This window comes from Nocardia sp. NPDC055321, from assembly GCF_053645575.1.
Genome location: NZ_JBSHMS010000001.1, coordinates 414,925 through 439,985 on the forward strand (window position 1 = coordinate 414,925; position 25,061 = coordinate 439,985).

A 25,061-nucleotide genomic window follows, 5' to 3' on the forward strand; every position below is an offset into this window, starting at 1 on the left:
CATGCATCGAGACGTCGCGGCGAAGTCGCCCGACGTCCTTGCCACCGGCCCTCCACCGGCGGCGAGACTACGAGTCGGGTACCGTCACCACCCACCTCCCATCCAGTTCGGGCCACCGCGACCGAACCTCGTGCAACAGGTCGGGCAGCGTGAGCAGAATCCGGTCCGGCCGGGCGGCGAGCAGCTCCGCCGGCGAGATGATCCGAACGCCGGTCCCCGGCATCCGGCGGCCCTGTTTGGCGGGCGAGGCGTCCGCGACCGCGCCGAGCAGGGCGCGATCGACACCGGCCAGGTACAGCAGCGCGACCGCCCGGGACGCGGCGCCGTAGGCGTATACCGTTCGCCCCGCAGCCCGTTCGCGCTCGAGCCACCGGCGCAGCGCCCGCGCCTGGGTGTCGGCGGCGCGCTGCAGCGTGCGGACCGCGCCGGGATCCACCGTGCCGGTCCCGGTAGCCAGTACGCGCGCCTCGGCCGCGAGGGCCGCGGTCACGGTGGGGCCCGGCCGCGCCGCCGGGTCGCGGACGGCTGCGACCAGGACCGTGCCGCCGTACAGCTCGAATTCCCACGCCGTGATCGCCCGCAGGCCCGCGTGCTCCAGCAGGCGAGTGAGCGCCGCGAGCGAGTAGTAAGCGAAGTGCCCGTGCCGCAGCGCGTTCCACTGACCGTGCGCCACGATCGCGCGCAGCGAATGGAACTGCAGCAGCAGTAGGCCGTCCGGAGCCAGGGCCGCGGCCCGGCGCGCGAAAGCCGCCCGCTGGTCCGGTTCGTGCATGATTCCGAAGCAGTCGATCACCACGTCGGCGGGCCCGGCGGTGGCGGTGAAGCCGCGTTCGGTGAGCAACGGCAGCCAGGATCCGCCGTGCGGGCTGCCGAACTCGCGCACGGTCCGGCCGCGCAGGGCGCCGGCAGCCTCGACCCGGGCCAGCGCGTCGGCGGCCTGGGCGCGCAGGGCGGCGGGTTCGATGCCGCGCGGTTCGTCGGTCACGGTGTCGTCCTCGGCGAGCTGCGCCAGCCCGCACGCCGGGCACAGATCCATGGCCAGGGCGTGCCGGGCCTCGGGGCCGATGTCGGCCGGCTCGTCCGGGCCCGGAAAGTGATCCGCCGCAGGCATTTTGCCCAGGTCCAGCACGCGGGTGAGCGGCGTCGCGCCGCAGCCGCGGCATCCCCGCGTCATCGCCGCGCCCATGGCACGATGGCGGGGTGCTCATAGAACAGGCCAGGCTCGCCGACGTGTTGTTGCTGACCCCGCAGCCCCACCGGGACGGTCGCGGCCTGTTCACCCGCACCTTCGACGCGATGGAGTTCGACGACTTCGTCGGCCGTCCGGGGCTGGCCGCCACGTTCGTCCAGGATTCGCAGTCGCGGTCCCACGGGGGCGTGGTGCGCGGTATGCACGGGCGCGCGGGCCGGGGTGAGGCGAAGCTGGTGCGGTGCGCCCACGGGTCGGTGTTCGACGTCCTGGTGGACATGCGGCCCAATTCGCCGACGTTCGGCGAGCAGCAGTCGTTCCTGCTCGACGACACCGACTTCCGGACGCTGTTCGTGCCGCCGGGCTTCCTGCACGGGTTCCAGGCCCTGAGCCCGGTCGCCGACGTCTGCTATCGCATCGACCGCCCGCACGACCCGGCCGAGGACATCGGCATCGCCTACGACGATCCGGATCTGGGCATCGCCTGGCCGCAGCCGGTGACGGCGGTGTCGGATCGCGATGCGGCGGGGTCGTCGTGGCAGGAGCTGCTCGCCGCGTTCGGTCTCGGGTCCTGATCCGCGCGCGCGGTGTCGCGCCGCCGCCATTCACGCCTCGATTCTGATGCGGCGCAGGTCGTCGTCGAGCACGCCCGAGCGCTTGAGCGCGGTCAGATGCGCCAGGCGGGTGAAGCGATGGAAGAAGTCGTCGGCGGTGAGACCGCGGGCGGTGTATTCGTGTGCCAGCTCGGCCGCTCCCGCCGGGATGTCCCAGGTCGCCTCGAAGCCCAGTTCCCGGCGCGCGGCCGCGAAATCCACCCGGTACGAGCGCGGATCCGCGCCGTTCTCGCCGGTGATGACCAAGCGCGACCCGGGTACGGCCGCGACCACGGCCCGCGCGATCTCCGCGACGGTGAGGTTGTTGGTCTCGGTCCCCACGTTGTAGGCCCGGCAGTGCACCGCCTCGACCGGCGCGGTCAGGCAGAGCGCGAAGGCGCGGGCGATGTCCCGCGCGTGCACCAGCGGCCGCCACGGTGTGCCGTCCGAGAGGACCTTGACCTCGCCGGTGAGCACCGCGTAGCCGACCAGATTGTTGAGCACGATGTCCGCGCGTAGTCGTGGGGAGAAGCCGAAAGCGGTTGCGTTGCGCAGGAATACGGGGGTGAAGCCGGAATCGGCCAGTGCCGCGACGTCGTCCTCGACCCGTACCTTGGACTCGGCGTACGGGGTCAGCGGGCGCAGCGGCGCGTCCTCGGTGACCAGGTCGGCGCCCGCGGCGCCGTAGACCGAACACGTGGAGGCGTACAGGAATCGACGCACGCCGGCGTCCTTTGCCAGTCGCGCCAGCCGTACCGAGGCGGCGTGGTTGATGTCGTAGGTGATGCGGGGCGCGAGCGCGCCGAGTGGATCGTTGGACAGCGCGGCCAGGTGCACGACCGCGTCGAAACCGCGGAGCTGGTCCACCGTCACGTCGCGCAGGTCGACCTGCAGCCCGGGCGGCGGCGCGGGGGCCGCGCCCAGCACGCATTCGGCGAAGAAGCCGCTGTCCAGGCCGGTCACCTCGTGCCCGGCCCGCTCGAGCTCGGGGACCATGACGGTGCCGAGATAGCCCTGGTGCCCGGTGACGAGTACGCGCATGGTCATGCCCCTTCGCGGGTGGTGGTGGTGTCGAGTGCGTTCATGCGCCCGCCCGCTCCCAGACCATCCAGGGCCGGTCGCCGGAGTGGTATCCCGCGTCCAGTTCGGCGCGTTCCTTGAAGGTGTCCGCGGGCTTCCAGAAGCCGCTGTGCTGATAGCCGTACAGCCGCCCCTGCGCCGCGAGCGCACCGCACGCGTCCTCGACCAGATCGCCGTTGGGCGGGAGATGGTCGAACACCTCCTGGGTGAGCACGAAGTAGCCGCCGTTCTCCCAGATGGGCAGGCGCGAGACCGGGGTGATGTTCTTGACCTCGCCGGCGGAGTTCACGTCCACGCAGTGGAAGGAGGACTGCGGGGGCACGATCATCATCGACGCCGCGGCGCCCGCCGCGCGGAAGTCGCGGATCATGACGTCCAGTGGGGCGTCGGTGAGCACGTCGGCGTAGTTGGCCAGGAACGGGCTTTCGCCGTCGAGGTGCTCGCGCACCCGGCGCAGGCGCTCGCCGATGGGCGATTCCACGCCGGTGTCGACGAAGGTGATGGTCCAGTCGCTGATATCGGATCGCAGCAGTTCGACCGTGCCGCCGCGGATCACGAAGTCGTTGGAGATCGACTCCTGATAGGTCAGGAAGAAGTTCTTGATGTGCGAGGCGCCGTAGCCCAGGCAGAGGATGAAGTCCCGGTGCCCGTAGTGCGCGTAGTAGCGCATGACGTGCCAGATGAGCGGGCGGGGCCCGACCAGCTGCATGGGCTTGGGGATCATGTCCTCGGTGCCGTTGCGCATGCGCATGCCGTAGCCGCCGCAGAACAGTACAACCTTCACTTCGCTTGCCTCTCCGCATATCTCGACGCGGCGAGCTGCCCGCGATGCAGGTGCGGGAGCGGGTAGATCAGCTCGCCGCCCCACTCGCGCACCCGGTGCAGCTGCGCGGTGATCTCCGCTTCCAGATTCCAGGGCAGCACCAGCACCACGTCCGGGCGATCGGCGTCGATGCGCTCGGGTGCGTGAATGGGTATGCGGGTGCCGGGGGTGAATCGACCGTGCTTGTAGGGATTTCGGTCCACCGTGTACTCGAGCAGGTCGGGCCGGATGCCGCAGTAGTTGAGCAGGGTGTTGCCCTTGCCCGGGGCGCCGTAGCCGACCACGCGCTGTCCGGCGGCGCGGGCGGCCAGCAGGAAGCGCAGCAGTTCCTGGCGTACGCGTTCGGTGCGCGGGCCCAGCTCGAGATAGCCGGCGACCTCGTGCAGGCCCGCCTCCGCCTCCTGGCGCAGCACGTCGGCGACCCGGGGCCCGGGCTCGGCGACGGCCTCGGGACGGGCCCACAACCGCAGCGAACCACCGTGTGTGGCAAGCAGTTCCACGTCCACCACGGTCAGGCGGGCGGTGGCCAGCGCACGCTGGGCCGAGAGCACGGTGTAGTACTGGAAGTGCTCGTGATAGACGGTGTCGAACTGGCCCAGGCTCACCAGGTTCAGCGCGTGGTGCACCTCGATGGAGAGCCAGCCGTCGTCGGCGAGCAGGGCGCGCAGGGACCGGGTGAAGCCCAGCAGGTCCGGGATGTGCGCGTAGACGTTGTTGGCCACCACCAGATTCGCCGGGCCGTGTTCGGCGCGTACCTCGGCGGCGAGGTCCTCGTCGAGGAAGGCGGTGATCGTCGGTACGCCCCGCTCGCGCGCCGCGGCGCCCACGTTCACCGAGGGCTCGATCCCGACGCAGGGAATGCCGGCCTCGACCGCGTGCCGCAGCAGGTAGCCGTCGTTGCTGGCGACCTCGACGACGAGCGAGCCCGCGTCCAGGCCGAGCCGCCGGGTCGCGTCCTGGACGAACCGGTGCGCGTGCTCGACCCAGCTGTCGGAATACGAACTGAAATAGGCGTATTCCGTAAATGTCTCCTCGGGGGTGATCAATGCCGGTATCTGCAACAGCAGGCAGTTCTCGCACAGGCGCAGATGCAGCGGGAAAGTGGGTTCGGCAAGATCGAGTTCGGCGGCGGTGAGGAATTTCTCACAGGGGGGTGTCGCGCCGAGATCCAGCACGCTGATCAATCGGTCAGAGTCACAAAGACGACATAGCACGCGAAACCCCACCTTTCACCGTGATCGGGCCGACGGTTGTACCGGCTGAACTGAGGTCGGCGCGATCCGGCCTTACGTTACAACAGGATTGACGGGCCCCGCGGGGTCAGCGGCACAGCGACCCGGTCGCGGGTACTGAATTTCTGCGACTCGCAGAACGGGGCGTTCGGTTGGCTATCCCTCGAGTCGTGCACACCAAGGGTTACGCCCCCGCGAATCGGTATGGCGGGCATTGCATCACCTGGCATTTTCGCGAATAGGGGAAATGCGGGGAAACAAGCGGGAAACCGGTTGCGTCGCTATCGGCAACCTCCGGGGGATTTTGTGGTCGAACAGGTTTCGCCAACCGGGCCGACGCGGATGTGTAACATTCGGCTTCTGGTCATCGACAAAGTCGGCGACCCCGGTGTTCGGCATGGGCGCCGAGGGGTGCAGGGGTCCCGGCTCGGCCCGCTACGTGGAACTGATCAGTGGGGATCGGAACCCAGTTCTCCCGTGGGGGAGGTGTGTTCGCTCAGTGTCCGAACAAGCGTCATCGTCAGGACAGCGCTCGCCCGGAGCGAGACCGCCGGATCGGCGAAAGCTCAAGGCGGTCTTCGACTTCTGCCTCGCGCTGGCCGCGGTGCTGGCGCTCGCGCCGATGCTGCTCGCGCTGGCGGTGGCGATCAAGGCCGGCAGCCCCGGGCCGGTGTTCCATCGTTCGCCGCGAACAGGCCGGGACGGGCGGCCATTTCTCATGCTCAAGTTCCGCAGCATGTACCTCGATCCCGACACCCATCTCGACGCCCTCGTCGGTGACCGCGGTGTGCGCCGGGCGACCGCCGGGCGACGCGGCGATCCGCGAATCACGCCGGTCGGCAAGATCATTCGTGAGTTCCGGCTCGACGAACTGCCCCAGTTCTTCCACGTGCTCACCGGCCGCATGAGCATCGTCGGCCCGCGCCCGCAGCCGGTGGGAGGTTCGGACGCGTCGGGACGACCGGTGCACGGCGGTGTGCTGCGACCGGGCATCACCGGGCTCGGCCCGGAGCCGGGGCGACCGGCGCCCGGTGCGATCGCCGAGTTCGACCTCGCCTATCTCCGGACCTGGACGCCGCTGACCGATCTGCGGCTGATGGTCGCGGCGATCACCGCGCCTACAGCGGAGCCAGCGCGTCTTCCGAAAGCGCCGCCGAGAATCCGTCGTGATAGACCGCGCCGAGCGGCGTGATGCCGGGGTCGCGGTAGTACCCCTGCTTGAAGTACACGCCACCGCCGTTCGGCATGAGCGTGCGGATGGCGCAGCGCACCTGACCGGCGCACGGCGAGGCGTCGAACGTCTGGCGCTGCCCGCCCAGCCAGAGTTCGACGTAGCCGTCGGTATCGCGGGCCGACCATTTCACGTGCAGCTTGATGTCGTTCCAGACGTCCGGGACCAGCTGCATGCTCCACGGCGTGTAGGTCGGCCCGGCGTCACCCGGACCGTTCCAGGTGGAAATCACTATGCCCCAGTGATTCTCGCTCACATTGGTGGGACCCGCCGCGACGGCCAGCGGCGGTGATCCGTCCTCCTCGGCATGCCACTGCGACAGCACCGTCCAGCCCCGGTCGGCGGGAAAGCCGCTCTCGAAGCGGGTGCTCCACTGGTACCAGCGCTCGTCGCCCTCGTCGGCCCGGGTCGCGTCCTCGCCGCTGACCTCGGCCCGTGCGCCGCAGCAGATTCGGTCGGGGGTGTCGCCCTCTCCGACCTGGAACCGCGCGGCGTACTCGCCCTGGCGCACCACCGAGGTCTCCACCCGCATGCTGTCGGTGGGATCGGTGTAGTCGGCGCACGGGGTGCTGCTGACCGCCACGTTCTGGCAGTTTGCCCACTGGTCGAAATTGCCGGTCTCGAAGTCGCCGACGAAGCGCTCCACCGGTGGCGACGGTGCCGGCGCACAGGCGGTGAGCAGGGACAGCAGCACCGCGCCGGCGGCGAGGCCGGCCTTGCAACGACTTTCGCGCATCGCCCTACTGCCAGGTCGCTCCGGTCAAGGACGAGTACCAGGCTACCGTTCTGGTCAAGCCCAGGTCGAAGTCGACGAGCGGCTGATATCCGATGGCTCGCAACCGGCTGATGTCGACGATCAGCCGCTCCGGATCCCCGGGGCGATTGGTCCCGCTGTAGTCCAGCGCGGGCTCCAATCCGGTGATGCCGCACAGGGATTTGGCGAGCTGGTCGATGGTGTACTCGCGGCCCGCGCCGACGTTGTACGCCTCTCCGCGCAGCGGCGCGTTCGCCGCCACGATCATCGCCGAGCGCGCCGCGTCCTCGACGTAGAGGAAATCGCGGACCTGGGTGCCGTCGCCGTGGATGAAGATGCGCCGGTGATCGCGGTCGAGCTTGGCCAGCAGGTCGAACACCACCTGTTTGCGCTGGCGCGGGCCGAAGGCGGAGAAGAAGCGCACCGAGGCCAGGTTCAGGTCGTACAGCTGCGCGAAGACGGCGAGATAGCGCTCGGCCGCGAGCTTTCCGACACCGTAGGGGGAGATGGGCACCGTGGGATCGGCCTCGCTGATCGGCACCCGAACCGAATTGCCGTACACCGCCGCGCTCGAGGCGAAGACCAGGCGGCCGGGCCAGCTCAGCACCCGCAGGGCCTCGAGCAGGCGGAACGTGGTGGCGAAGTTGAGCTCGTAGTCGGCGGCGGGCGCCTCGACCGACGGGGGCACGTACGCGTTGGCGGCCAGGTGGAAGATGAACTCGGCCGGATGCGCGGTGAGGTACTCCGTCCAGTCCAGTTCTCGAATGTCGCTCTCGCGCACGGTGATCGCGTCCGCGACCGCCGCCAGATTGGCGCGACTGCCGGTGGCGAAGGTGTCCAGGACCGTAACCTCGGCGCCCGCGGCGACGAGCAGTTCGACCAGGTGCGAGCCGATGAACCCGGCCCCGCCGGTCACCAGTGTGGATCTTCCGGTCCAATCCATCTCGTGCTCCGTTGCTTTCGCGGTGGGAAGTGGGTGCGGCCTAGTGGCCCGCCACCCGCAGATAGGTTTCGACGGTGCGCCGTGCCACCGCGTCGGGGTCGAACTTGTCGCGGGCGATGCGGTGCCCGCGCGCGCCCAGGCGCAGCGCCAGGTCCTGGTCCTCAAGCACCCGCACCATGCGATCGGCGAGTTCGGCGGTGTCGCCGGGCTCGATCAGGAATCCGCTCTCGCCGTCGGACACCATCTCCGGAATGCCGCCGACCCGGGCGGCGAGCACCGGTTTCCCGGCCGCCATGGCCTGGGCCAGGATGGTGGGCGAGGTCTCCTCGTGCGAGAACAGCACCACCGCGCGGGCCAGGGTGATCTCGGTGCGCAGCCGGTCGTTGTCCACCATGCCCGCGAACTCGACCCGGTCCGCCAGCCCGAGGGCGGCCACGCGCTGGCGAATCACGTTCGCGTAGTCCGGATCCGGCTGCGGGCCGACCACCGCGAGCGTGGCCTCGGGCACGCGCCGTGCCGCCGCGGCGAACGCGGTGAGCAGGCCCTCCGGATTCTTGCGCGGGGACAGCACGCCCGCGAAGAGCAGTCGCGGTTCGGTGGGACTCGAGGGGGACAGCGCGAAGAACTCCCGGGCGGTGGGATTGGCGATGCTGAGGTGTTCACCGCGCACCAGGCCCGCCAGGGCGCGGGCGTCGTAGTCGGAGATGGAGATGACCGCCCGGGCCCGGCGCAGCACCCGCCGCACCATGGCCGCGACCAGGTGGTACCGCACGCGTTCCTTCGCGCTGACGCGGGCCTGGAGTTCGGTCTCCCGGTGAATGAGCCCGTGCACGGTCACGATCGTGCGCGCGCTCACCTGGGTGGCGATGTCACCGCGCACCCCGATCTCGTGGGCGTGCACCACATCCGGGGCCAGCTCGGCGATGATCGCGCGAGCCCGCCGCACGTCGAGGTGGGATCGGGTGGCCACCGCCAGCCGGCGCTGCCCGCGCGGAAAGCGGATCTCGACCTTCGGGCCCTCGCGGCGGTCGGGCACCGGCTCGGTTCCGGTGTGGAAACACAGCACGGTCAGGCGCTCTATCTCGGGGCGCGCGGCCAGGGCGGGAACCAGGGTGCTGGTGACCGACTCGATTCCCCCCACTATCCGCCCGGGTTCCAGCGGATAGGTAGCGATCATGACAACGTTCAGACCCACCGTGCGCTCCTAGAGTCACCGCACCGCCCGCCCCCGCGGTCGTGCTGTCCGGGACTTTACCTACTCGTATGCGGTTGTGCGCGACGGTTTCTCGCGAGTCGCCGCCCACAGTTCGACATCGCGGAAGCTGCCGTCGCGGTCGCGCCGGGCCGCGATCAGGACGCCTTCGCGCCGCAGTCCGCACGCGCCGGCGATGGCCGAGAGATGGGTGGCGGCCGGGTCGATGAGGGTCTCCACGCGCTCTCCGCGCAGTTGGTCGATCGCGTGGTCCAGCAGCAGCGTTACGGCCGCCGTCGCGCCGGGGCGCGGTGTGCCGGAATCGAAGTCGAGGGTGAGACCTATGTTGGGCCCGGTCAGATCCAGGTGCAGGCGGCCGATCGGCTCGCCCGCGGCGCAGACCTCGTAGGCGCGACGGCGGTCGGCGCGGGGCATGGGGCGTGAGCGGGGTTGACGTAACAGAACCGGGCGGTTCGTGGAGTCGAGACCCGAGAGTGAATGCGGCAGAGCGTTTTCGGCCGCCCGCTCGCGCGCCCGCCAGGGGGCGCCCAGCAGGTAGCGGGCCGCGATCAGCGCCACCGCACCGGGCGCGGCTGCCCACAGCCGACGCCAGCCGGACAGCACGCGGGTGCGTGGCGAGACGGTCGCGGCGTCGGGGCGCGCGGTGGCCACACCGCTGGCCAGCAGCGCCGCGACGTAGCCGCCGGGCGGCGCCTCGTCCGCCCGTACCGCCCACAGCTCGTGATCCTTGCGCGCACCGTTCACGTGCACCGCTCGAATCATGGTGGCCTCCAGCGACATTCCGCCGCGAATGACCGCCTGGCGCGCGGGCCGGTTGCCCACGCACACCGGTGCGGTGACGCGGTGCAGGCCGAGCTCGCCGAAGGCGTAGTCGGTGGCCAGCGCGCCGGCCACGGTCCCCACCCCGTGCCCGGCCCGGCGGGCGTCCATCCAGAGCCCGAGTTCGGCGCAGCGGTGGGCGGGATCGATGGGCGCCAACTGACATTGGCCCGCGAACTCCCCGTCGACCAGCACGCTCAGCGGCAGCGCGCGGCCCGCGGCCCGGTCCCGCCACTGCCGCAGGCGTTCGCGGATCCACCAGGCGCGGGTGTGGCGCTCCTCCCAGGTCAGGGCCGAGGTGTACCAGTACGGTTCGATGAATTCGCGGTCCCGCAGCCGGATCTCGCGCCACCGTGGGAAGTCCGCGAGCCGGGTCTCGCGCAGGGTCACCAGCTGCCCGGCCACCAGTACCGGTCCCAGGCGCACCCGGCGCCGGGCGGAACCGCGGACCGCGCCGACTGCTGGCATGGAATCGACGCTACCGGAGAAGTTCCCGCCGTACGGTCCGGTGGCCGGGAATTCATCGGGCCGCCCGCGCGCACGAGTTGCAAAGCCATTGCGGGTGTGGCTAATTGAGATACCGTTGGCGTGCAACGAAAGCCGGTCGCAGCCGTGCGGGCCCGTTGCGTGACCGGGGGAGGTCGATGTGGGAACCGGACTGCCGAGCGGGGGCGCCGGACATCGCATTCTCATCGAGAACAGTGAGTACTGGCTGCGGAACTACGGCGATCTCGCCATGCTCGAGGTCACCGTGCGCCGGCTGCGAGCCCGCTGGCCGGGGGCGCGCATCGGCATCATGACCGAGACCCCGGCGCTGGTGTCGGCGTATTTCCCCGGGGCGGTGGGCATCACGGTCGGCGGTTCCGATCCGTGGGGCGCGCCCGGTCCGGCCGCACGCCTGGCCGCACGACTCGGTCCCGCCGTGACCGGCCCGGTCGAGATCGCCCGGCTGCGTGCCTGGGCGTGGCTGCTGCCGCGAGCGATCGGTGTCCGAGATCGACTGCGGGCCCTGCGATCTCACGAAGTCACCGCCGAGCGCGACAATGGGGCCCAGACCGGTGTCATCGCCGGACCGCGGATCGAGCAGCGGCACCGCGGTGCGGCCCGCGCCGTCCGGGAGGCGGATCTGGTCGTGGCCCTGGGCGGCGGATACCTCACCGACGCGGATATTCCGCAGGCCACGCGGGTGCTGGAACTGCTCGATTATGCCCGGGACGCGGGCATTCCCACCGCCCTGGTCGGCCAGGGGCTGGGCCCGCTGCGCGACCCGGGCCTGCGCGAGCGCGCGGCGCGGGCGCTGGTGAAGGTTCCGCTCATCGCCCTGCGCGAAGGCAGGCGCGGTCCCGGTCTGCTGGCCGCGCTGGGTGTGCCGCCCGAGGCGTGCCTCGTCACCGGCGACGACGCCATCGAGCTCGCGGTGGCGGCGCGAAAAGACAAGGTGGGCAGCGACATCGGCGTGTGCCTGCGGGTGGCGCGCTACGCGCCGGTCGGACCGGGGGCGCAGGATCTGGTCGGGGCGGTGGTTCGCGAGTCGGCGGCCCGGCTGCGGGCCCGGCTGGTGCCGCTGATCATCGCCGAGACCCCGGGTTCCCCCGATCGCGCGACCACGCTGCCGCTGGTGCGCCCGAGCGCGGACCCGGTCGCGCCACCGGGACGTTTCGTGCGGCCCGGCGATGTGGCCGAGCGGGTCTCGCGGTGCCGTGTACTCGTCACCGGCGCATACCATCTGGCGGTCTTCGCGCTCAGCCAGGGCATTCCGGTCGTCGCGCTGACCTCGACCGAGTACTACGACGACAAATTCCTGGGCCTGGCCGAGATGTTCGGCGGCGGCGTGCGCCTGATCCATCTCGACGATCCGGATCTCGGCGACCTGCTGGCCGCGGCGGTGCGGGCGGCCTGGGACGAGGCGGAGTCGGTCCGGGAACCGTTGCGAGCCAAAGCCGATGAACAGGTCGCCGCGAGTCTGCGGGGCTTCGAGCGGATGTACGCGCTCCTGGAACGATCGCACACCGGCCATGCCTAGATCGGACGGCGAGGAACCGGAGCGGGCGTCGGCCCGGTCCGGCGACCTCGTCGGCCACGGCGTGCGAGCGGTCGCGCACGGCGAGCAACCAGCGGAGTCGCGTACCGTCGATCCGCCACCGCGCGTGACTGATTCGGTCGCCGCCGAATCCGGCGCATCGGCCGCGCCGCCGGGGACGGGCGGCGGTCTCACCGGAAAGATCAGCCGGGTCGCGGCGGCCTCGGCGGGTGCGCTGATCTTCGGCGAGCTCGTCTCGCTGGGGCAGACCGTGGCGCTCGCGCGCCTGCTCAGCCCGGCCGAGGTCGGCGCCTTCGCCGCGGGCACCGTCCTGACGATGCTGCTGACTACCTTCGTAGAGGGCGGCCTGCGCTCGGCCCTGGTGCAGCGCGAGCGGGAGGTCGAGGACGCCGCCGATACGGTCTTTCGCGCGTCGCTGGCGAACGGGCTGGGGATCGGGCTGCTCGCGCTGGCCGCGGCCCCGGTCATCGGCGCCGTGTTCGACAGCGAGACCATCGGCCTCGTCGCCGCGGCCACCTCGGGCTTCCTGGTGTTGTTCGCGCTGACCAACGTGCCCGAGGCGATCCTGCAGCGCGAGTTCAGCGTCCGGCGCAGAATCATTGTGGGACCGGCGGTTTCGGTCAGTTTCTGCGCGGTGTCGGTGACACTGGCGGCGCTCGGGTTCGGGGTCTGGAGTCTGGTGATCGGCACCTACGCCTCCTACGCGGTGTGGGTCCTGGCGGTGTGGTGGCTCGCGCGCTGGCGGCCCGGCCGCGGTCGTGCCTCGCTGCGCGTCTGGCGGGAGCTGGCCCGGTTCGGCTCGCCGGTGGTGGTGAACATGCTCGGGTCGCGGGTCCAGAGCACGGTCGAGGCGGCCGTGGTCGGGCGCGGGCTCGGGGCCGCCGCGCTCGGGCACTACCGGTACGGCCAGCGCATCGCGCAGATTCCGGTGCGCTTCATCGTGGAAGTCGGTGCGTTCTCGCTGTTTCCGGCCTTCTCCCGGATCGCCGCGGAACGAGATCCGCGGCGGCTGACCGAGGCCTACCTGCGGGCGATCCGGTTCACCACCGTGGGCGCGGCCGCGCTGTGCGGGCTCATCGTCGCGGTGGGCGAGCCCGCCGTGGTCATCGTCTTCGGCGAGCGGTGGCGCGAAGCCGGGGCCGTCGTGGTCGCGATGGCCGGTCTCGGTCTCGGTAAGGCGTGGATGAGCGTGAGCGAGGAGGCCATCAAGGGCGCGGGCCGCACCGCACTGCTGAACTGGCAGACCGCGATCGAGCTCGTGCTCGGCATCGGGCTGCTGCTGGCGCTGGTGCCGGTGTTCGGCCTCGTCGGCGTCGGGCTCGCGACCTCGGCCACCGCGCTGATAGTGGGCGTCGTGGTGATCGGGCTGGCGCGCACCGTGATCGGTGTGCGGATCGGGGAGTTGCTTCGCGTCATCGGGCCGCCGCTGCCCGCCGCCGCGCTTGCGCTGACGGTGGTCTGGGTGCTCGAACACCGTGTGCTGCAAGCCGATACCTGCACGCTGGCGCCCGCCATCGGCGCGCTGATGCTGGACGCCCTCGTGTTCGTGATCATCTACCTGCTCGTGCTGTCCGCACTGGCGCCCGAGCTACCCCGCGGCGTCCTGCGCGCGGTGTCCGCGCGCGCCGGTCGGCGTAACGGCGCGTCCCCGGCCGCGATATCCGCCGGTGCCGAGCCCCTAGAATCCAGGGAGCCGAATTGAACAGTGCCACGGCAGTTCACCTACTCCGCGTGCGCCGGCGTGCCTGGCTGGTGGTCGCGATCACCGTGCTGGCGCTGGGCCTGGGGGCGTACTCGGTCCGCGATCTGCAGCCGACGTACACCAATCGCATCGCGCTCACCGTGGGGTCGCCGAACCGCGCGCCGGACCAGGACGCCGTGCTCTCGGTCGGGTACGCGCAGTACTTCGAGGACCCGGCGTATCAGTCCGAACTCAAAGCGGCGAAGGGTGTTCCGGACACGGTGAGCCTGCGGGCCCGCACGGTCGCCTCCAGCCCGATCCTGTTCATCGAGGCGACCGCCGCGACCGCCGAGACCGCACGCGACGCGGCGCAGCGGGCGGGTGCGGCCTTCCGCGACGAGATCAACGCCAGCCTGCGCGCGGCGCAGGACGCGGCGATCGCGGCGGTGCGCAAACCCTTCGACGACATCCGCGCGGCCAACGGCGTGGTCAACGACGTCTCGCTGACCCAGATGCAGGACCAGATCAATCGCATCAACGCCGACACCTCGAACAAGCTGATCGACCTGCAACTGAGTTCGGAAGTGGTGCGCGCGGAACCGCTGCGGTGGCCGACCCTGCTCACCCACGGCGTCGGCGGGCTGTTGCTCGGAGTCCTGGCGGCCCTGGTGACCGGCGCGCTGTCGCGCCGGGTGCGCACCGCCGACGACATCGAGCAGAAGATCGGGGTGGCCGCTATCGCGGTGGTGCCCAGGGATTCCCGCACCACGGGGGCGCCGCGCGATCGCGCGCTCCGGCAGGTGGTGACGACCGTGGGGCTGGCCGCGCCGGTGACCCGGGCGGCGGTGGCCTGCGCCGCGCCCGAGGCGACGGCCGGGGTGGAGATCGTGGCGCGCACCATCGCCGCCGAACGGGCGCGGCAGGGGGTGCGAACGATCCTGGTGCACGCGGATCTGCGGCGCCCGCGCGGTATCGGCGTCGCGGAACTGCTCGCGGGCCGCATCGGCATCGACGCCGTGCTCACCGCGACCCCGATGCCGAATCTGCACGAGGTGTTCGCGGGCAGCACCGGCGAGGATCCGTTCACCGCGCTGAGTCGCGAGCGCGTCGACCGCCTGCTCGCCGCGCTGCACGAGCGCGCGGATTTCGTGGTGATCATGGCGCCGCCGGTGCTCGAGGCCGTCGAGACCCAGGTGATCGCGGCGGCCGCCGGGTCGACCGTGCTGATCCTGGATCGGGCCGCCGCCCGGACCGGGCCGGCGCGCGCGGCGATTCGGGTGCTGGCGGCCGCGGACGCGACCGTGCTCGGCGCGGTCCTCATCGACGCGCGGGACTCCGGCGGCGCGGACGGCTCCGCGCGTCCGGCCGAGCGGTCCGCGATCGCCGCCGGGCGTCCCGAGTAGCGGGGGCGTCGTGGAAAGGCAACGGGCCCTGTGGGTTTCCACGAGTATGGCCACGCGCGGCGGGGTGGCGACCTTCGTTCGCGAGGTGCGCACGACCCCGCTGTGGGAACGCTGGCGCATCACCCACGTCGCCACCCATCGCGACGGCGGCCTGCCGGTCAAACTGTCCGCGTACGCGGTGGGGCTGCTGGTGTACGTGTACCGCCTGCTCGTGCGCAGGCCGGGGGTCGTGCACCTGCATCTGTCCTCGTACGGCAGCTTCCCGCGCAAGTACCTGTTCGAACTGCTCGCCCGCGCGGCCCGCGTGCCGGTGGTGCTGCACGTGCACGGCTCGGACTTCCGGGTGTTCTACGACGAGGCCCCGGGGCCGCTGCGATTCGCCATCCGCGACGCGCTGCGCGGCGCGGCGGTGGTGGTCGCGCTGGGTGAGTCCTGGGCGGTCGCGCTGCGCGGAATCACCCCGGGCGCGCGAATCATCGTGGTATCCAACGCGGTACGCGCCCAGCGCGCGGTGGTGCAGCGCACCGCCGCGCCGGTGCGGGTGCTGTTCCTCGGTGAGGTCGGCGAACGGAAGGGCACCTTCACGCTGCTGGAGGCCTGGCGGGCGGCGATGCTCGCGGGACCGCTGCACGCGCGGCTGATCGTCGCCGGTGACGGCGCCGTCGACCGGGCCCGCGAGCGGGTCGCCGAACTGGGCATCGCCGACAGCGTCGAGATCACCGGATGGGTCTCGCCGCAGGCGATTCCGGACCTGCTGGCCCGATCACAGGTCCTGGTGCTGCCCTCGCATCGGGAGGGCCAGCCCATGGCGATCCTCGAGGCCATGGCCCGGGGGCTCTGCGTCGTCACCAGTCCGGTGGGCGGCATTCCGGACCTGCTCGACGAGCGCTGCGCGATCTCGGTGCCGCCCGGCGCGGTCGAACCGCTCGCGGCCGCGCTCACCCGGGTGATCGGGGACGACACGCTGCGGGCGCGCCTGGGCGCGGCCGCCCGCGCGCGGATGCGGGCGGAGTTCGACATCGATGTGGTGTGGCGGCGATTCGACGGCATCTACCGGGAGCTCACCTCATGACCCAGTCTCCGATCCGGGTGCTGTACGTGGTGCCGGATCTGCGCGTGGGCGGCGCCGAACGGCACGTGACCACCCTGCTGCCCCGGCTCGATCGCACGCGATTCGAGCCCGCGGCGGTGTGCATCGGCGAACGGGGCGCGCTCTTCGGCGATCTGGTAGCGGCGGGCGTGCCCGCGCGCGCCCTGGGCTATCGCAAGCGGCAGGCCGTACCCGCGCTGCGGGCCCTGGTGCGGGTCATGCGCGAGCAGCGCCCGCACGTGGTGATCACGCGCGGCTACAACGCCGAAGCGCTCGGCCGGATCGCCGCGCGCCTGGCGGGTGTGCCGCGATCGATCGTCTGGGTGCACAACCACGGGGACATCGAGCCGCGCGGGCGGATCCGCCCGCTGGTGGACCGGCTGCTCGAGCGCGGCACCGCCGCCTATTTCGGGGTGGCCCGCGCGCAGATCCGCTACCTGGTCGAGGAACTCCGCTATCCGGAAGCCAAGATCCGGATCATTCACAACGGCGTAGATCCGGCCGCCTTCGAACCGGCCGACGATCGCCGGGCGGCGGCGGATCTCGGTATCCCGGAGGGGGATTCGGTCGTCGGCATCGTGGCCGCGCTGCGGCCGGAGAAGGATCACGCCACGTTCCTTGCGGCCGCGCGCCTGGTGGTGCGCGAGCTGCCGACGGCGCGGTTCCTGATCATCGGGGACGGACCCGTGCGCGCGGAGATCGAGCACCGGATAGCGGAATCCGGGCTCACCGGTCATGTGCTGCTGACGGGCTCGCGCCCCGACGTCGGGGAGCTGTTGCGCGCCCTGGACGTCGTGGTGCTGAGCAGTCACAGCGTGGAGTGCTTTCCCATGGCCCTGCTCGAGGCGATGGCCGCGGGCAGGCCCGCGGTGTGCACGGCCGTCGGCGGCGTCCCCGAGTTGGTGGTCGAGGGGGAGACCGGATACCTGGTGCCGCCGCGAGATCCGGAACGGCTCGCCCGGCGGGTGCTCGACGTGCTCGCCGATCCCGAGGCCCGCAAGCGGATGGGCAGCGCCGCCCGCGACCGCGTTCACACGGAATTCAGTCTGCAGGCGAGCACCGCGGCGGCGGAGCGCGCCCTGGAAGAGGTGATGCTGCGATGAGCGGACACATTCTGATCCTGGTCGAGAATCTCTCGGTCCCCTTCGACCGGCGGGTGTGGCAGGAGAGCCGCGCCCTGGTCGCGGCCGGTTACCGGGTGACGGTCATCTGTCCGATGGGCGCCAAGGCCGATCGCGAACCCGAGGTCACCCTGGACGGCGTGCGCATTCTGCGGTATCCGCTGCGCGCGGCCACCGGCGGCCCGGCGGGCTATCTGCGCGAGTACTCCCTGGCGCTGTGGCACACGCTGCGCCTGGCGCTGCGCGTGCGGCGCGAAGGTCCGGTGCACGTGGTGCAGGCCTGCAATCCGCCGGATCTGCTGTTCCTCATCGCGCTGGTATTGCGCTGGGGCGGAACACGATTCGTGTTCGATCACCACGATCTGGTGCCCGAGCTGTTTCTGTCCCGGTTCGGCGGCAAGGGCCCGCTCTATCGGGTCTCGACGCTGCTCGAGCGGCTGACCTTCGCGTGCGCGGACGCGGTCATCTCCACCAACGAGAGCTATCGCCGAGCCGCCATCGAGCGCGGCGGCATGGCGCCCGAACGGGTCACCGTCGTGCGCAGCGCGCCGGATCTGTCGCGGTTCGTGCCGCGCCCGGCCGATCCCGCGCTCAAGCGCGGCAGACGGTACCTGGGCGCGTATCTCGGGGTGATGGGCCCGCAGGACGGCGTCGACTACGCGCTGCGCGCCATCGCGCATCTGCGCGACGAACTGGGCCGGGACGACACGCATTTCGTGTTCATGGGCGGGGGAGACGCTTTCGAGGATCTGGTCGCGCTGTCCAAGGAACTCGGGGTGGCCGACATCGTGGAGTTCACCGGCCGGGTGCCCGACGAGTTCGTGCAGACCTGTCTCTCGACCGCGGACGTCTGCCTGTCGCCGGACCCGAAGAACCCGCTCAACGACGTCTCGACCATGAACAAGGTCGTCGAATACATGGCCATGTCCCGGCCGCTGGTGTCCTTCGACCTGATCGAGGCGCGCGTCTCGGCGGGTGCGGCCGCGGTGTACGTGCCGGACGACGACGAGGCCGGGTTCGCCGCGGCCATCTCCGCTCTGCTGGACGATCCGGACCGGCGCGCGCGCATGGGCGCGCTCGGGCGCGAGCGCGTGGAACGTGAACTGTCCTGGGACACCTCGCGAAAGAACCTGGTGGACTTCTACGCGGGGGTGTTCCGGGACTCGGTGCCCCCGATCCGGGGCTGATCCGCGGCGGCGACCTCGAGCTTGCGGGCCCGGATCGCCGCCCGGCGTTCGCGACCCGCCGCGAGCGGGTCCGGCGGTGTGCGCGCGCCGAGACGATCCGCGGCGCCCACCGCCGCGCCGACGAGTGCGAACACCATGGTGCTCGGGTAGTCGAACAGGCGCAGGTCCACGAACAGACCGGCCAGCGCCAGCGACAGGAATCCGGTGACGGCGATGAACGCCAGGGGGCGGCCCATGATCCCATCCGGTGGCAGCCGCAGGTAGGACGAGAGCAGGCGGTGCGCGAGCAGGATCAGCACCGCGAGCCACAGCGCCAGGCCGATGATGCCCAGCTCGGCGAGGATGCCGAGCTCGGTCTCGTGCGCGGGGATGCCGAGGCCGCGCTCCCACGGCGTATCGGGCGACCACTGCTGATGCCGGTAGGTGTTCACCTGCACGAAGCGGCCCAGACCCCATCCGCTCCACGGCTTTTCGAGGAACGCCCAGACGGCGGTGGCGTTGGCGTTGAGCCGGTCGTAGACCTCGTTCGTGGAGGTCACCCCGCCGGAGGTCCGGTCCGAACTGGTGAAGGCGGTCCAGTTCATGGCGATGATGGAGACCGTGCCCAGCGCGGTGAGCACGAAGCCGGTGCGATAGCCCCGGCCGAGGACGATGCCGAGAATCACCACGACCGCGAAATCGAGCCAGATGGACCGGGTGTGGGTGAGGAAGATCGCGTACGCGCACGCCGCGGCGATCACCGCGAGCAGCAGGCGCTGTGCGCGCGTGCGCCGCTCGGCGCCGATCAGGACCAGCGCCAGGACGTAACCCGCGATGAGGATGAGGCCGTTGACCTCCGGCTGATTCGGCAGCCCCACCGCGCGTTCGGGCCAGGCCGGCGCGAGCACGATGTAGCGCGGCCACACCAGCGCCTGTGGGCCGTGGAACTGCAGGATGCTCACCAGCGCCGAGTACGCGCTGCATCCCAGCAGGGTCAGCAGCAGGAAGCGCAGCGACTCGCGTGATCCGAAGATGACGCGCGAGATGAGGTAGGTGGCGAACGGAATTCCGGTGCCGATGATCAGATAGCGCCACAGGTCCAGTTCCTGACCCGACAGCGGATACAGAATCGGCCGGTATTCGTGTTCCTGCAGAATCGAATTGATGTTCCACAGCAGGTACAGCGCCATGGCGCACTCGATCGCCCCGAGCGAGACCCGGCGATCGGGCCTGCCGCGAATCCACGCCACCGTCGCGATGAGCAGACCGCCGAACGCCAGGATGAAGGGGTCGGTGGTGGGCAGGATCTTCGGAATCGCCGGGCGCAGGAAGGTGGCCACGATCAGGAAGACGAAGGCCCAGCGCGGATCTCGCAGCCCGACGACCACGAGCGCCGCGGCCACCGCGCCCGCGGCCGCGACGGTGCCGACCCCGCCGGGCGCGTGCGGCGATACCGCGATCATCGCGGCCAGGCCCGCGGCCATGGCGGCCGCCGGTACCACCCACCGGCGCAACGGATTCGGCCCCTCCGCGCGCGAAAGCCACCGCGCGCGGAATCGGCGCGGCGGGCTCGGTGACCGCACCGTCGCGGTATCGGTCTCGAATCCGGTCGTCACGGGGTGGTCCCGGAGCGCCGGAACAGTGCGCGGCGGGGAGCGGCGGTGTCGACCAGCACCGCCCCGAGCACCTGCGCGCCGACCTGATTCACCGCCCGCACCGCCTCCTGTACATCGCGCACCCGCGTGTGACCGCGCTCGAGCACCAGGATCGTCAGGTCGGCGAGATCGGCCACGATCTGAGCCTCCGGGGCCGCGGTGATGGGCGGCAGCGCCAGCACCACCACATCGGCCGCGGCGGACACCGAATCCAGCAGGGCGCGTACGCGTTCGCGATCGAAGAGCGGGTAGGGGTCGGCGCTCGTGGCGCCCGGGCCGATCTCCGCGAACCCGTCCGGCGCGCGCGTGATCACCAGCTCCCGGGCATCGGGCACCCAGCCGCGCAGATACTCCGCGACGCCGCGCTCGGGGCGCGGCAGGTGCGCGGTCGTCGAGGTATCCGCTCCCGGCCGCACCGGGCCGACGAACCGATCCGTCCGGCCGAACCCTACGGTCTCCTCGGATTCGGCCGCGGTGGTGGGTGATTCGCCGGGTGCGCGGCGCAGGTTCGCGTTGATGAACACGGTCGGGGCGCCCTGGGCGGCCCGCTGTTCGGCGATGGACCGCGCCAGGTCGTCACCGCCCGCACCGGCCGAGACCGGTATCACCGCGATCGAGGTGGAGGCCGTGGTCGCCGCGCGCGCGACGAGATTGGCCACGTGCCGCAGCGCCACCGCGCGCCGGGCGTCGCGGTCGGGGGTGCCGCCCGGCGGAATCACCTCGAACGGCCGCACCCCGGTCTTCTCCACCACGTCGTATTCGCTGTGCAGCCGCCGGGTCGCCGCGCCCGCCAGCAGGGCCGCGACGCAGCCCAACAGCAGCCCGCCCACCAGGCCGGTGGCCAGGCTGCGCGTGCGGCCCGGGCCCGTGGCGGTCGCGCCCGCACCCGATTGCAGGACCGTGAGGTGGTTGGAGGAGTCGGCGTTGAGCCGATCGATCTCCTGTTGCAGTTGGATCTGCGCGCTGAAGGCGTTGGGGTCGTTGGCCGCCAGCCTGTCACCCCACACCGTCATCATGGCGGCGGTCATGGCGGCGGCGGTCTCGGACCTGCTCGCGTCCAGGCGGCCGTTCACGTCGTCGACGAACAGTTGCGCGACCGTGGGCGCGGCCGTCCTGGCGACGGCGGGCGACTCGGCGGTGACCTGGATGTAGAACAGCGGGCCGGCGGTGACGAACTCGGCGGAGAAGCTCGTGATGTCGACCGGGAAGCCGGGCCGCTGCGCCAGATTCGACTGGTACGACGGGTCATTGAGGAAATAGGTGTACCCCTGGGCCAGGATCGCGTCCTGGGTCGGCGGCCGGGTCGAGGCCGCCGAGACCAGGACCCGGCTGGTGTAGGTGGTGGTCTTGCCGTGCGAGGTCGCGTAGGCCCCGCAGGTCACCAGGATCGTGATCACCAGCACCAGCCAGCGACGGCGGTGCACGCGGTCCAGGAGCACGTACAGCGTGCTGGGCGTGTGTGTTTCGGTGGCGGGCGGGTGGTGCTCGGGGGTCGCGGTATCGGGGTTCGGCGTCATCGGTGATCGACCTCCACGACGACCCGGGTGGGTTCGGACAGCGCGCGCACCCGGAAGCCGACCTGCGGGGTCGTCAGGCCCAGGAACACCTGGGTCACCCCGCGCACCGTGCCCGCGTACCTGACCTGGCCGATCACGGTGAGCGCGGGATCGGTCAGCGTCTCGGGCCCGGCGAACGGCGGCACCCCCGACACGAAGGGGTTGGCGGCTTCGCGGACGAGCACCTCGATGATGGTGCGGCCCGCGACCGGATACACCTGCTGTGTGCTGTTCTGAATGGCCTGGTTCACGTAGTGCACCGCCCAGCCCGGGGTGGCGGGCCCGGTGAACGTGAGAATCACCTGATCGGCGGAATCCGTTCGCGCGACGGCGAGTTCGGTGAGACCGATGCCGACGGCTCCGGGATCGGGCGTGCGATTCTTGGCCGCGAACTCGTCGATCACGGCGGTGGTGACCGGGACGGGGTCCGCGCCGGTCCCGGATCCGGTGTCGCAGGCCGTGATCAGGCCGCTCGCCAGTACCGGCACCAGCACCGCCACCACCCGCGGGCGGTGGTTCCCACGACGAACTCGCACCGGCGCATCCCCTCCACTCATGTCGGCCGGCGTTCCGCCGGGAGCGCCGGTCGCGGCTCGGCGGCGTGCTCCACCACCGCGGTCTTCAGCTTGCCGCTGGGCGGCCGGGGCAGCCGCTCGAGCACGCGGACCGACACCTGCTGGCCCGGGCCGAACTGCCGCTCGACATTGCGCCGTGCGTGTGCCGCCGTCCGGGCCGCCGAAAATCCTTCACCGGGTACCACTCTCAGCTCGAACACCCCGGGCCGCAACTGGGCGATCTGCGCCTCGCGCAATCCGCTCAGATCGTCGACCACGCTCGAGGGCAGCGGCAGCGGGCGGCCGTCGGCCGCGGTGAAGGTGTCCTCCACCCGGCCGTCGACGACACCGAGCAGGGGGAACGCGCGACCGCACGGGCACGGGGCGGGCGCGGCCGGGCGGACCTCGTCGCCGGTGCGATAGCGCAGCAGCGGAAAGCCGCTGTTCTGCAACGCGGTTCCGACCAGTTCCCAGCGCGAGTCCGAACCCGGCACCGGCAGCAGTTCGACGATGCCGTAGTGCGGGAAGACGTGGTAGCCGCCGTGCTCGCAGGTGCCGGCCATCGCGACCCGCTCGGTTTGGCCGTAGTGGTCGATGATGGGCGCGGCGAACACCTCGCGCATCAGGGTGCGCTGACCGGGAGCCATCATCTCCGAGGAGGTGATGACGGCGCGGACCGGAACGCGCAGGCCGCGATCGCGCAGCAGCGCGGCCAGCAGCGCGATGCTCGACGGCCAGCCCTCGACGACATCGGGGCGGAATCTGTCTATCTCATGGGCGATGTCCCGCACTCGTTCCGGGGTCAGGTGATAGCTCGACACCAGCAGTTGGCGTGCGCCCCGCATGCCGAGTGCGGGGCCGTGTCCGGGCCGATGTGCGAATCCGCTGCCGCGCAGCACGATTCGCCGCGCGTTCGCCGGCACGCCGAACCAGCTCCACTGCTGTTCGAGGATGGCCAGTTCGAAGATCGAGGAATCGATGGTGCGGTAGCACTCGATCGGCACCCCGGAGGTGCCGCTGGACCGGGCCGCCCACATCAGTCGGCGCGGGCGCGTCGCGAAATCGGCTGCGCGCTCGGCCAATTCGGCGCGTGAGATCAGCGGCAGCCGGGGCAGATCGGCGAGGGTGCGAATGGACGCGGGATCGATGCCGCTGGTGCGGAAGTACTCGCGATAGAAGGGTGAGCGTGCGGCGGCCAACCGCACCAGCTGACGCAGCCTGCGCTCCTGGAACGCCGTGATGCCCGCCGCGTCGTCGCGTTCGAGTTTTCCCAGTGTGCGTCGCAGTGCGCGATGGCGCGGATGCGCGCGCCTGAGCCGGTCCTTCAGACCCCCGCCGGCACTCGGCAAACTCATCGTGTTCAGCAACCCCCCAGCCGTTTTCCCGTGCGGGTATACGGCCTCGACATCCTCACCCCCGACGGCGATGTGCACGGGCCCATCGCGTGCTGCACCGCACGATGATAACTCGAACGAATCGCGGAATACATTGGTATAAAGCTAAATAGCGGTTGCGACGATCCCTGGTGGGGTGCAGTGTGGACGAGCAGTACCGGCGAACAGTGAACGACGACGAACCGCGGGCGGGCGCGAAGAACGTGGTCAGCGTATTCGGTCTGGGCTACGTGGGATGCGTGTCCGCGGCCTGCCTGGCCGCGCGCGGCAACGCGGTCATCGGGGTGGACGTCAACCCGCAGAAGACCGAGTTCATCCGGCGGGGTCGCACCCCGGTGGTCGAGGAGCGCATCGGCGAGCTCATCGCGAGCGTGGTGGCGGCCGGGCAGCTGTCGGTGACCGAGGACGTGGCGAAAGCGGTTCTGGCGAGCGACATCTCGATCGTGTGCGTGGGCACGCCGTCCGCATCGGGCGGCGGGCTGTCCACGGCGTATCTGGAACGGGTGAGCGAGGAGATCGGCGCGGCGCTGGCGGTCAAGGCGGGCTGGCACGTGGTCGCCTATCGCAGCACCATGGTCCCGGGAACGTGTGTGGGCACGTTGATTCCCATTCTGGAGCGGGCCTCGGGCAAACGCGCGGGCGTGGACTTCGGCGTCTGCGTGAATCCGGAGTTCCTGCGCGAGGGCAGCAGCGTCCGCGACTTCGAGAATCCGCCGAAAACGGTTGTCGGGGAATCGGATGAGCGCACCGGCGCCGAGATGATGAGTCTGTACGAGGGCCTGCCGGGGCCCCGCTTCCGGGTGCCGCTGGAAGTGGCGGAGATGACCAAGTACGTGGACAACAGCTTTCACGCGCTCAAGGTCACCTTCGGCAACGAGATCGGCGCGCTGTGCGCGCGGCTCGGGCTCGACTCGCACGCCGTCATGGACATCTTCCTGGCCGACACCAAACTCAACATCAGCTCGGCCTACCTGCGGCCGGGATTCGCCTTCGGCGGCTCGTGCCTGCCCAAGGACGTCCGGGCACTGACTCATACCGCGCGGCAGCACGATCTGGAGTTGCCGGTGCTGGCGAACGTGCTCGCCTCCAACGAGACCCAGCTGCGCCGCGCGGTCGATCTGGTCATCGAACTGGGCAGGCGGCGGGTCGGCATCTTCGGGCTGTCCTTCAAGTCCGGGACCGACGACCTGCGCGAGTCGCCCATGGTGGAATTCGCCGAACGGCTCATCGGCAAGGGCTACGACGTGCGCATCTACGACGCGAACGTGGCGCTCTCGCGGCTCATGGGCGCGAACCGGGCCTTCATCGAGGAACGGCTGCCGCACATCGGCGAATTGCTCACCGACGACATCGCCACCGTCGTCGCGCACGGCGAGATCTTCATCGCCGGCACCGCCGAACCGGCCGTGGTGGCCGCCATCGACGGCCTCGGCCCGGACCGCACCGTCATCGACCTGGTGCGGCTGCCCGGCGCCGCGCAACGACGCCTGCGGCCGGGATATCTGGGTATCGGATGGTAGGGC

The 25,061-nt window shown here is 71.0% G+C and carries 21 protein-coding genes; 9 read left to right on the top strand and 12 right to left on the bottom strand.

Annotated elements, in window-relative coordinates; all coding sequences use genetic code 11:
* Positions 1 to 67 precede the first annotated feature (67 nt).
* Positions 68 to 1,174 carry a class I SAM-dependent methyltransferase gene (locus ACWIGI_RS01875; RefSeq protein ID WP_454200436.1) on the bottom strand — a complete coding sequence of 369 codons (1,107 nt, stop codon included), beginning with the start codon at positions 1,172 to 1,174 and terminating at the stop codon, positions 68 to 70.
* Positions 1,175 to 1,200: 26 nt separating this feature from the next.
* Between ACWIGI_RS01875 and rfbC the strand changes: the two genes are divergently transcribed.
* The gene (rfbC, locus tag ACWIGI_RS01880) at positions 1,201 to 1,764 is read left to right on the top strand and encodes a dTDP-4-dehydrorhamnose 3,5-epimerase (protein ID WP_454200437.1); all 564 of its coding nucleotides are present in this window, start codon (positions 1,201 to 1,203) and stop codon (positions 1,762 to 1,764) included.
* 30 nt (positions 1,765 to 1,794) lie between these two features.
* On the opposite strand, the gene ACWIGI_RS01885 is transcribed toward rfbC, so the two are convergent.
* The 3 genes from ACWIGI_RS01885 to ACWIGI_RS01895 are packed head-to-tail and all read right to left on the bottom strand — an operon-like array spanning position 1,795 to position 4,899.
* A complete protein-coding gene (locus tag ACWIGI_RS01885) occupies positions 1,795 to 2,823 on the bottom strand; it encodes an NAD-dependent epimerase/dehydratase family protein (protein ID WP_454200438.1) in 1,029 nt (342 codons plus the stop codon).
* 40 nt (positions 2,824 to 2,863) lie between these two features.
* Positions 2,864 to 3,646: a sugar phosphate nucleotidyltransferase gene (locus tag ACWIGI_RS01890; RefSeq protein ID WP_454200439.1), complete on the bottom strand. Its 783-nt coding sequence runs from the start codon at positions 3,644 to 3,646 to the stop codon at positions 2,864 to 2,866.
* Positions 3,643 to 4,899, bottom strand: a complete 1,257-nt coding sequence (locus tag ACWIGI_RS01895; RefSeq protein ID WP_454200440.1) for a methyltransferase domain-containing protein — start codon at positions 4,897 to 4,899, stop codon at positions 3,643 to 3,645. Before ACWIGI_RS01895 ends, ACWIGI_RS01890 begins: the two co-directional genes overlap by 4 nt.
* A gap of 517 nt (positions 4,900 to 5,416) precedes the next feature.
* Here ACWIGI_RS01895 and ACWIGI_RS01900 point away from each other — a divergent pair.
* Positions 5,417 to 6,109, top strand: a complete 693-nt coding sequence (locus ACWIGI_RS01900) for a sugar transferase (protein ID WP_454200441.1) — start codon at positions 5,417 to 5,419, stop codon at positions 6,107 to 6,109.
* Here ACWIGI_RS01900 and ACWIGI_RS01905 read toward each other — a convergent pair.
* From ACWIGI_RS01905 to ACWIGI_RS01920, 4 genes are read right to left on the bottom strand one after another with little or no spacing between them, the layout of a single operon-like run.
* The gene (locus ACWIGI_RS01905; RefSeq protein WP_454200442.1) at positions 6,036 to 6,884 is read right to left on the bottom strand and encodes a polysaccharide lyase; all 849 of its coding nucleotides are present in this window, start codon (positions 6,882 to 6,884) and stop codon (positions 6,036 to 6,038) included. The two genes, ACWIGI_RS01900 and ACWIGI_RS01905, sit on opposite strands and share 74 nt — an antisense overlap.
* A gap of 4 nt (positions 6,885 to 6,888) precedes the next feature.
* Positions 6,889 to 7,845 (bottom strand): NAD-dependent epimerase/dehydratase family protein, encoded by a 957-nt coding sequence (locus tag ACWIGI_RS01910; protein ID WP_454200443.1) that lies wholly within the window; start codon positions 7,843 to 7,845, stop codon positions 6,889 to 6,891.
* Positions 7,846 to 7,885: 40 nt separating this feature from the next.
* Positions 7,886 to 9,040 (bottom strand): glycosyltransferase family 4 protein, encoded by a 1,155-nt coding sequence (locus tag ACWIGI_RS01915; RefSeq protein ID WP_454200444.1) that lies wholly within the window; start codon positions 9,038 to 9,040, stop codon positions 7,886 to 7,888.
* Between the two features lie 60 nt (positions 9,041 to 9,100).
* Positions 9,101 to 10,345 carry a GNAT family N-acetyltransferase gene (locus ACWIGI_RS01920; RefSeq protein ID WP_454200445.1) on the bottom strand — a complete coding sequence of 415 codons (1,245 nt, stop codon included), beginning with the start codon at positions 10,343 to 10,345 and terminating at the stop codon, positions 9,101 to 9,103.
* A gap of 178 nt (positions 10,346 to 10,523) precedes the next feature.
* Between ACWIGI_RS01920 and ACWIGI_RS01925 the strand changes: the two genes are divergently transcribed.
* From ACWIGI_RS01925 to ACWIGI_RS01950, 6 genes are read left to right on the top strand one after another with little or no spacing between them, the layout of a single operon-like run.
* A complete protein-coding gene (locus tag ACWIGI_RS01925; protein ID WP_454200446.1) occupies positions 10,524 to 11,900 on the top strand; it encodes a polysaccharide pyruvyl transferase family protein in 1,377 nt (458 codons plus the stop codon).
* Positions 11,893 to 13,620 carry a lipopolysaccharide biosynthesis protein gene (locus tag ACWIGI_RS01930; protein WP_454200447.1) on the top strand — a complete coding sequence of 576 codons (1,728 nt, stop codon included), beginning with the start codon at positions 11,893 to 11,895 and terminating at the stop codon, positions 13,618 to 13,620. Before ACWIGI_RS01925 ends, ACWIGI_RS01930 begins: the two co-directional genes overlap by 8 nt.
* Before the next feature lie 29 nt (positions 13,621 to 13,649).
* A complete protein-coding gene (locus ACWIGI_RS01935; protein ID WP_454200448.1) occupies positions 13,650 to 15,002 on the top strand; it encodes a hypothetical protein in 1,353 nt (450 codons plus the stop codon).
* A gap of 10 nt (positions 15,003 to 15,012) precedes the next feature.
* Complete coding sequence (locus ACWIGI_RS01940) at positions 15,013 to 16,074, top strand: glycosyltransferase family 4 protein (protein ID WP_454200449.1); 1,062 nt, start codon at positions 15,013 to 15,015, stop codon at positions 16,072 to 16,074.
* Complete coding sequence (locus ACWIGI_RS01945) at positions 16,071 to 17,195, top strand: glycosyltransferase (RefSeq protein WP_454200450.1); 1,125 nt, start codon at positions 16,071 to 16,073, stop codon at positions 17,193 to 17,195. Before ACWIGI_RS01940 ends, ACWIGI_RS01945 begins: the two co-directional genes overlap by 4 nt.
* Positions 17,192 to 18,400, top strand: coding sequence for a glycosyltransferase family 4 protein (locus tag ACWIGI_RS01950; protein ID WP_454200451.1), 1,209 nt, complete (start codon positions 17,192 to 17,194; stop codon positions 18,398 to 18,400). The genes ACWIGI_RS01945 and ACWIGI_RS01950 overlap by 4 nt, the downstream gene beginning before the upstream one ends.
* Here the strand turns inward: ACWIGI_RS01950 and ACWIGI_RS01955 are convergent.
* From ACWIGI_RS01955 to ACWIGI_RS01970, 4 genes are read right to left on the bottom strand one after another with little or no spacing between them, the layout of a single operon-like run.
* A complete protein-coding gene (locus tag ACWIGI_RS01955) occupies positions 18,355 to 19,995 on the bottom strand; it encodes an O-antigen ligase family protein (protein WP_454200452.1) in 1,641 nt (546 codons plus the stop codon). The genes ACWIGI_RS01950 and ACWIGI_RS01955 overlap by 46 nt on opposite strands.
* Entirely contained in the window at positions 19,992 to 21,551 is a 1,560-nt protein-coding gene (locus ACWIGI_RS01960) for a hypothetical protein (RefSeq protein WP_454200453.1), read from the bottom strand. Before ACWIGI_RS01960 ends, ACWIGI_RS01955 begins: the two co-directional genes overlap by 4 nt.
* Positions 21,548 to 22,126: an AMIN-like domain-containing (lipo)protein gene (locus ACWIGI_RS01965; protein ID WP_454200454.1), complete on the bottom strand. Its 579-nt coding sequence runs from the start codon at positions 22,124 to 22,126 to the stop codon at positions 21,548 to 21,550. The genes ACWIGI_RS01960 and ACWIGI_RS01965 overlap by 4 nt, the downstream gene beginning before the upstream one ends.
* Before the next feature lie 17 nt (positions 22,127 to 22,143).
* Complete coding sequence (locus tag ACWIGI_RS01970; RefSeq protein ID WP_454200455.1) at positions 22,144 to 23,499, bottom strand: phenylacetate--CoA ligase family protein; 1,356 nt, start codon at positions 23,497 to 23,499, stop codon at positions 22,144 to 22,146.
* A 206-nt stretch (positions 23,500 to 23,705) separates the two neighbouring features.
* Here ACWIGI_RS01970 and ACWIGI_RS01975 point away from each other — a divergent pair, with 206 nt between their 5' ends.
* Positions 23,706 to 25,058, top strand: coding sequence for a nucleotide sugar dehydrogenase (locus ACWIGI_RS01975; RefSeq protein WP_454200456.1), 1,353 nt, complete (start codon positions 23,706 to 23,708; stop codon positions 25,056 to 25,058).
* The last annotated feature ends 3 nt before the right edge of the window (positions 25,059 to 25,061 follow it).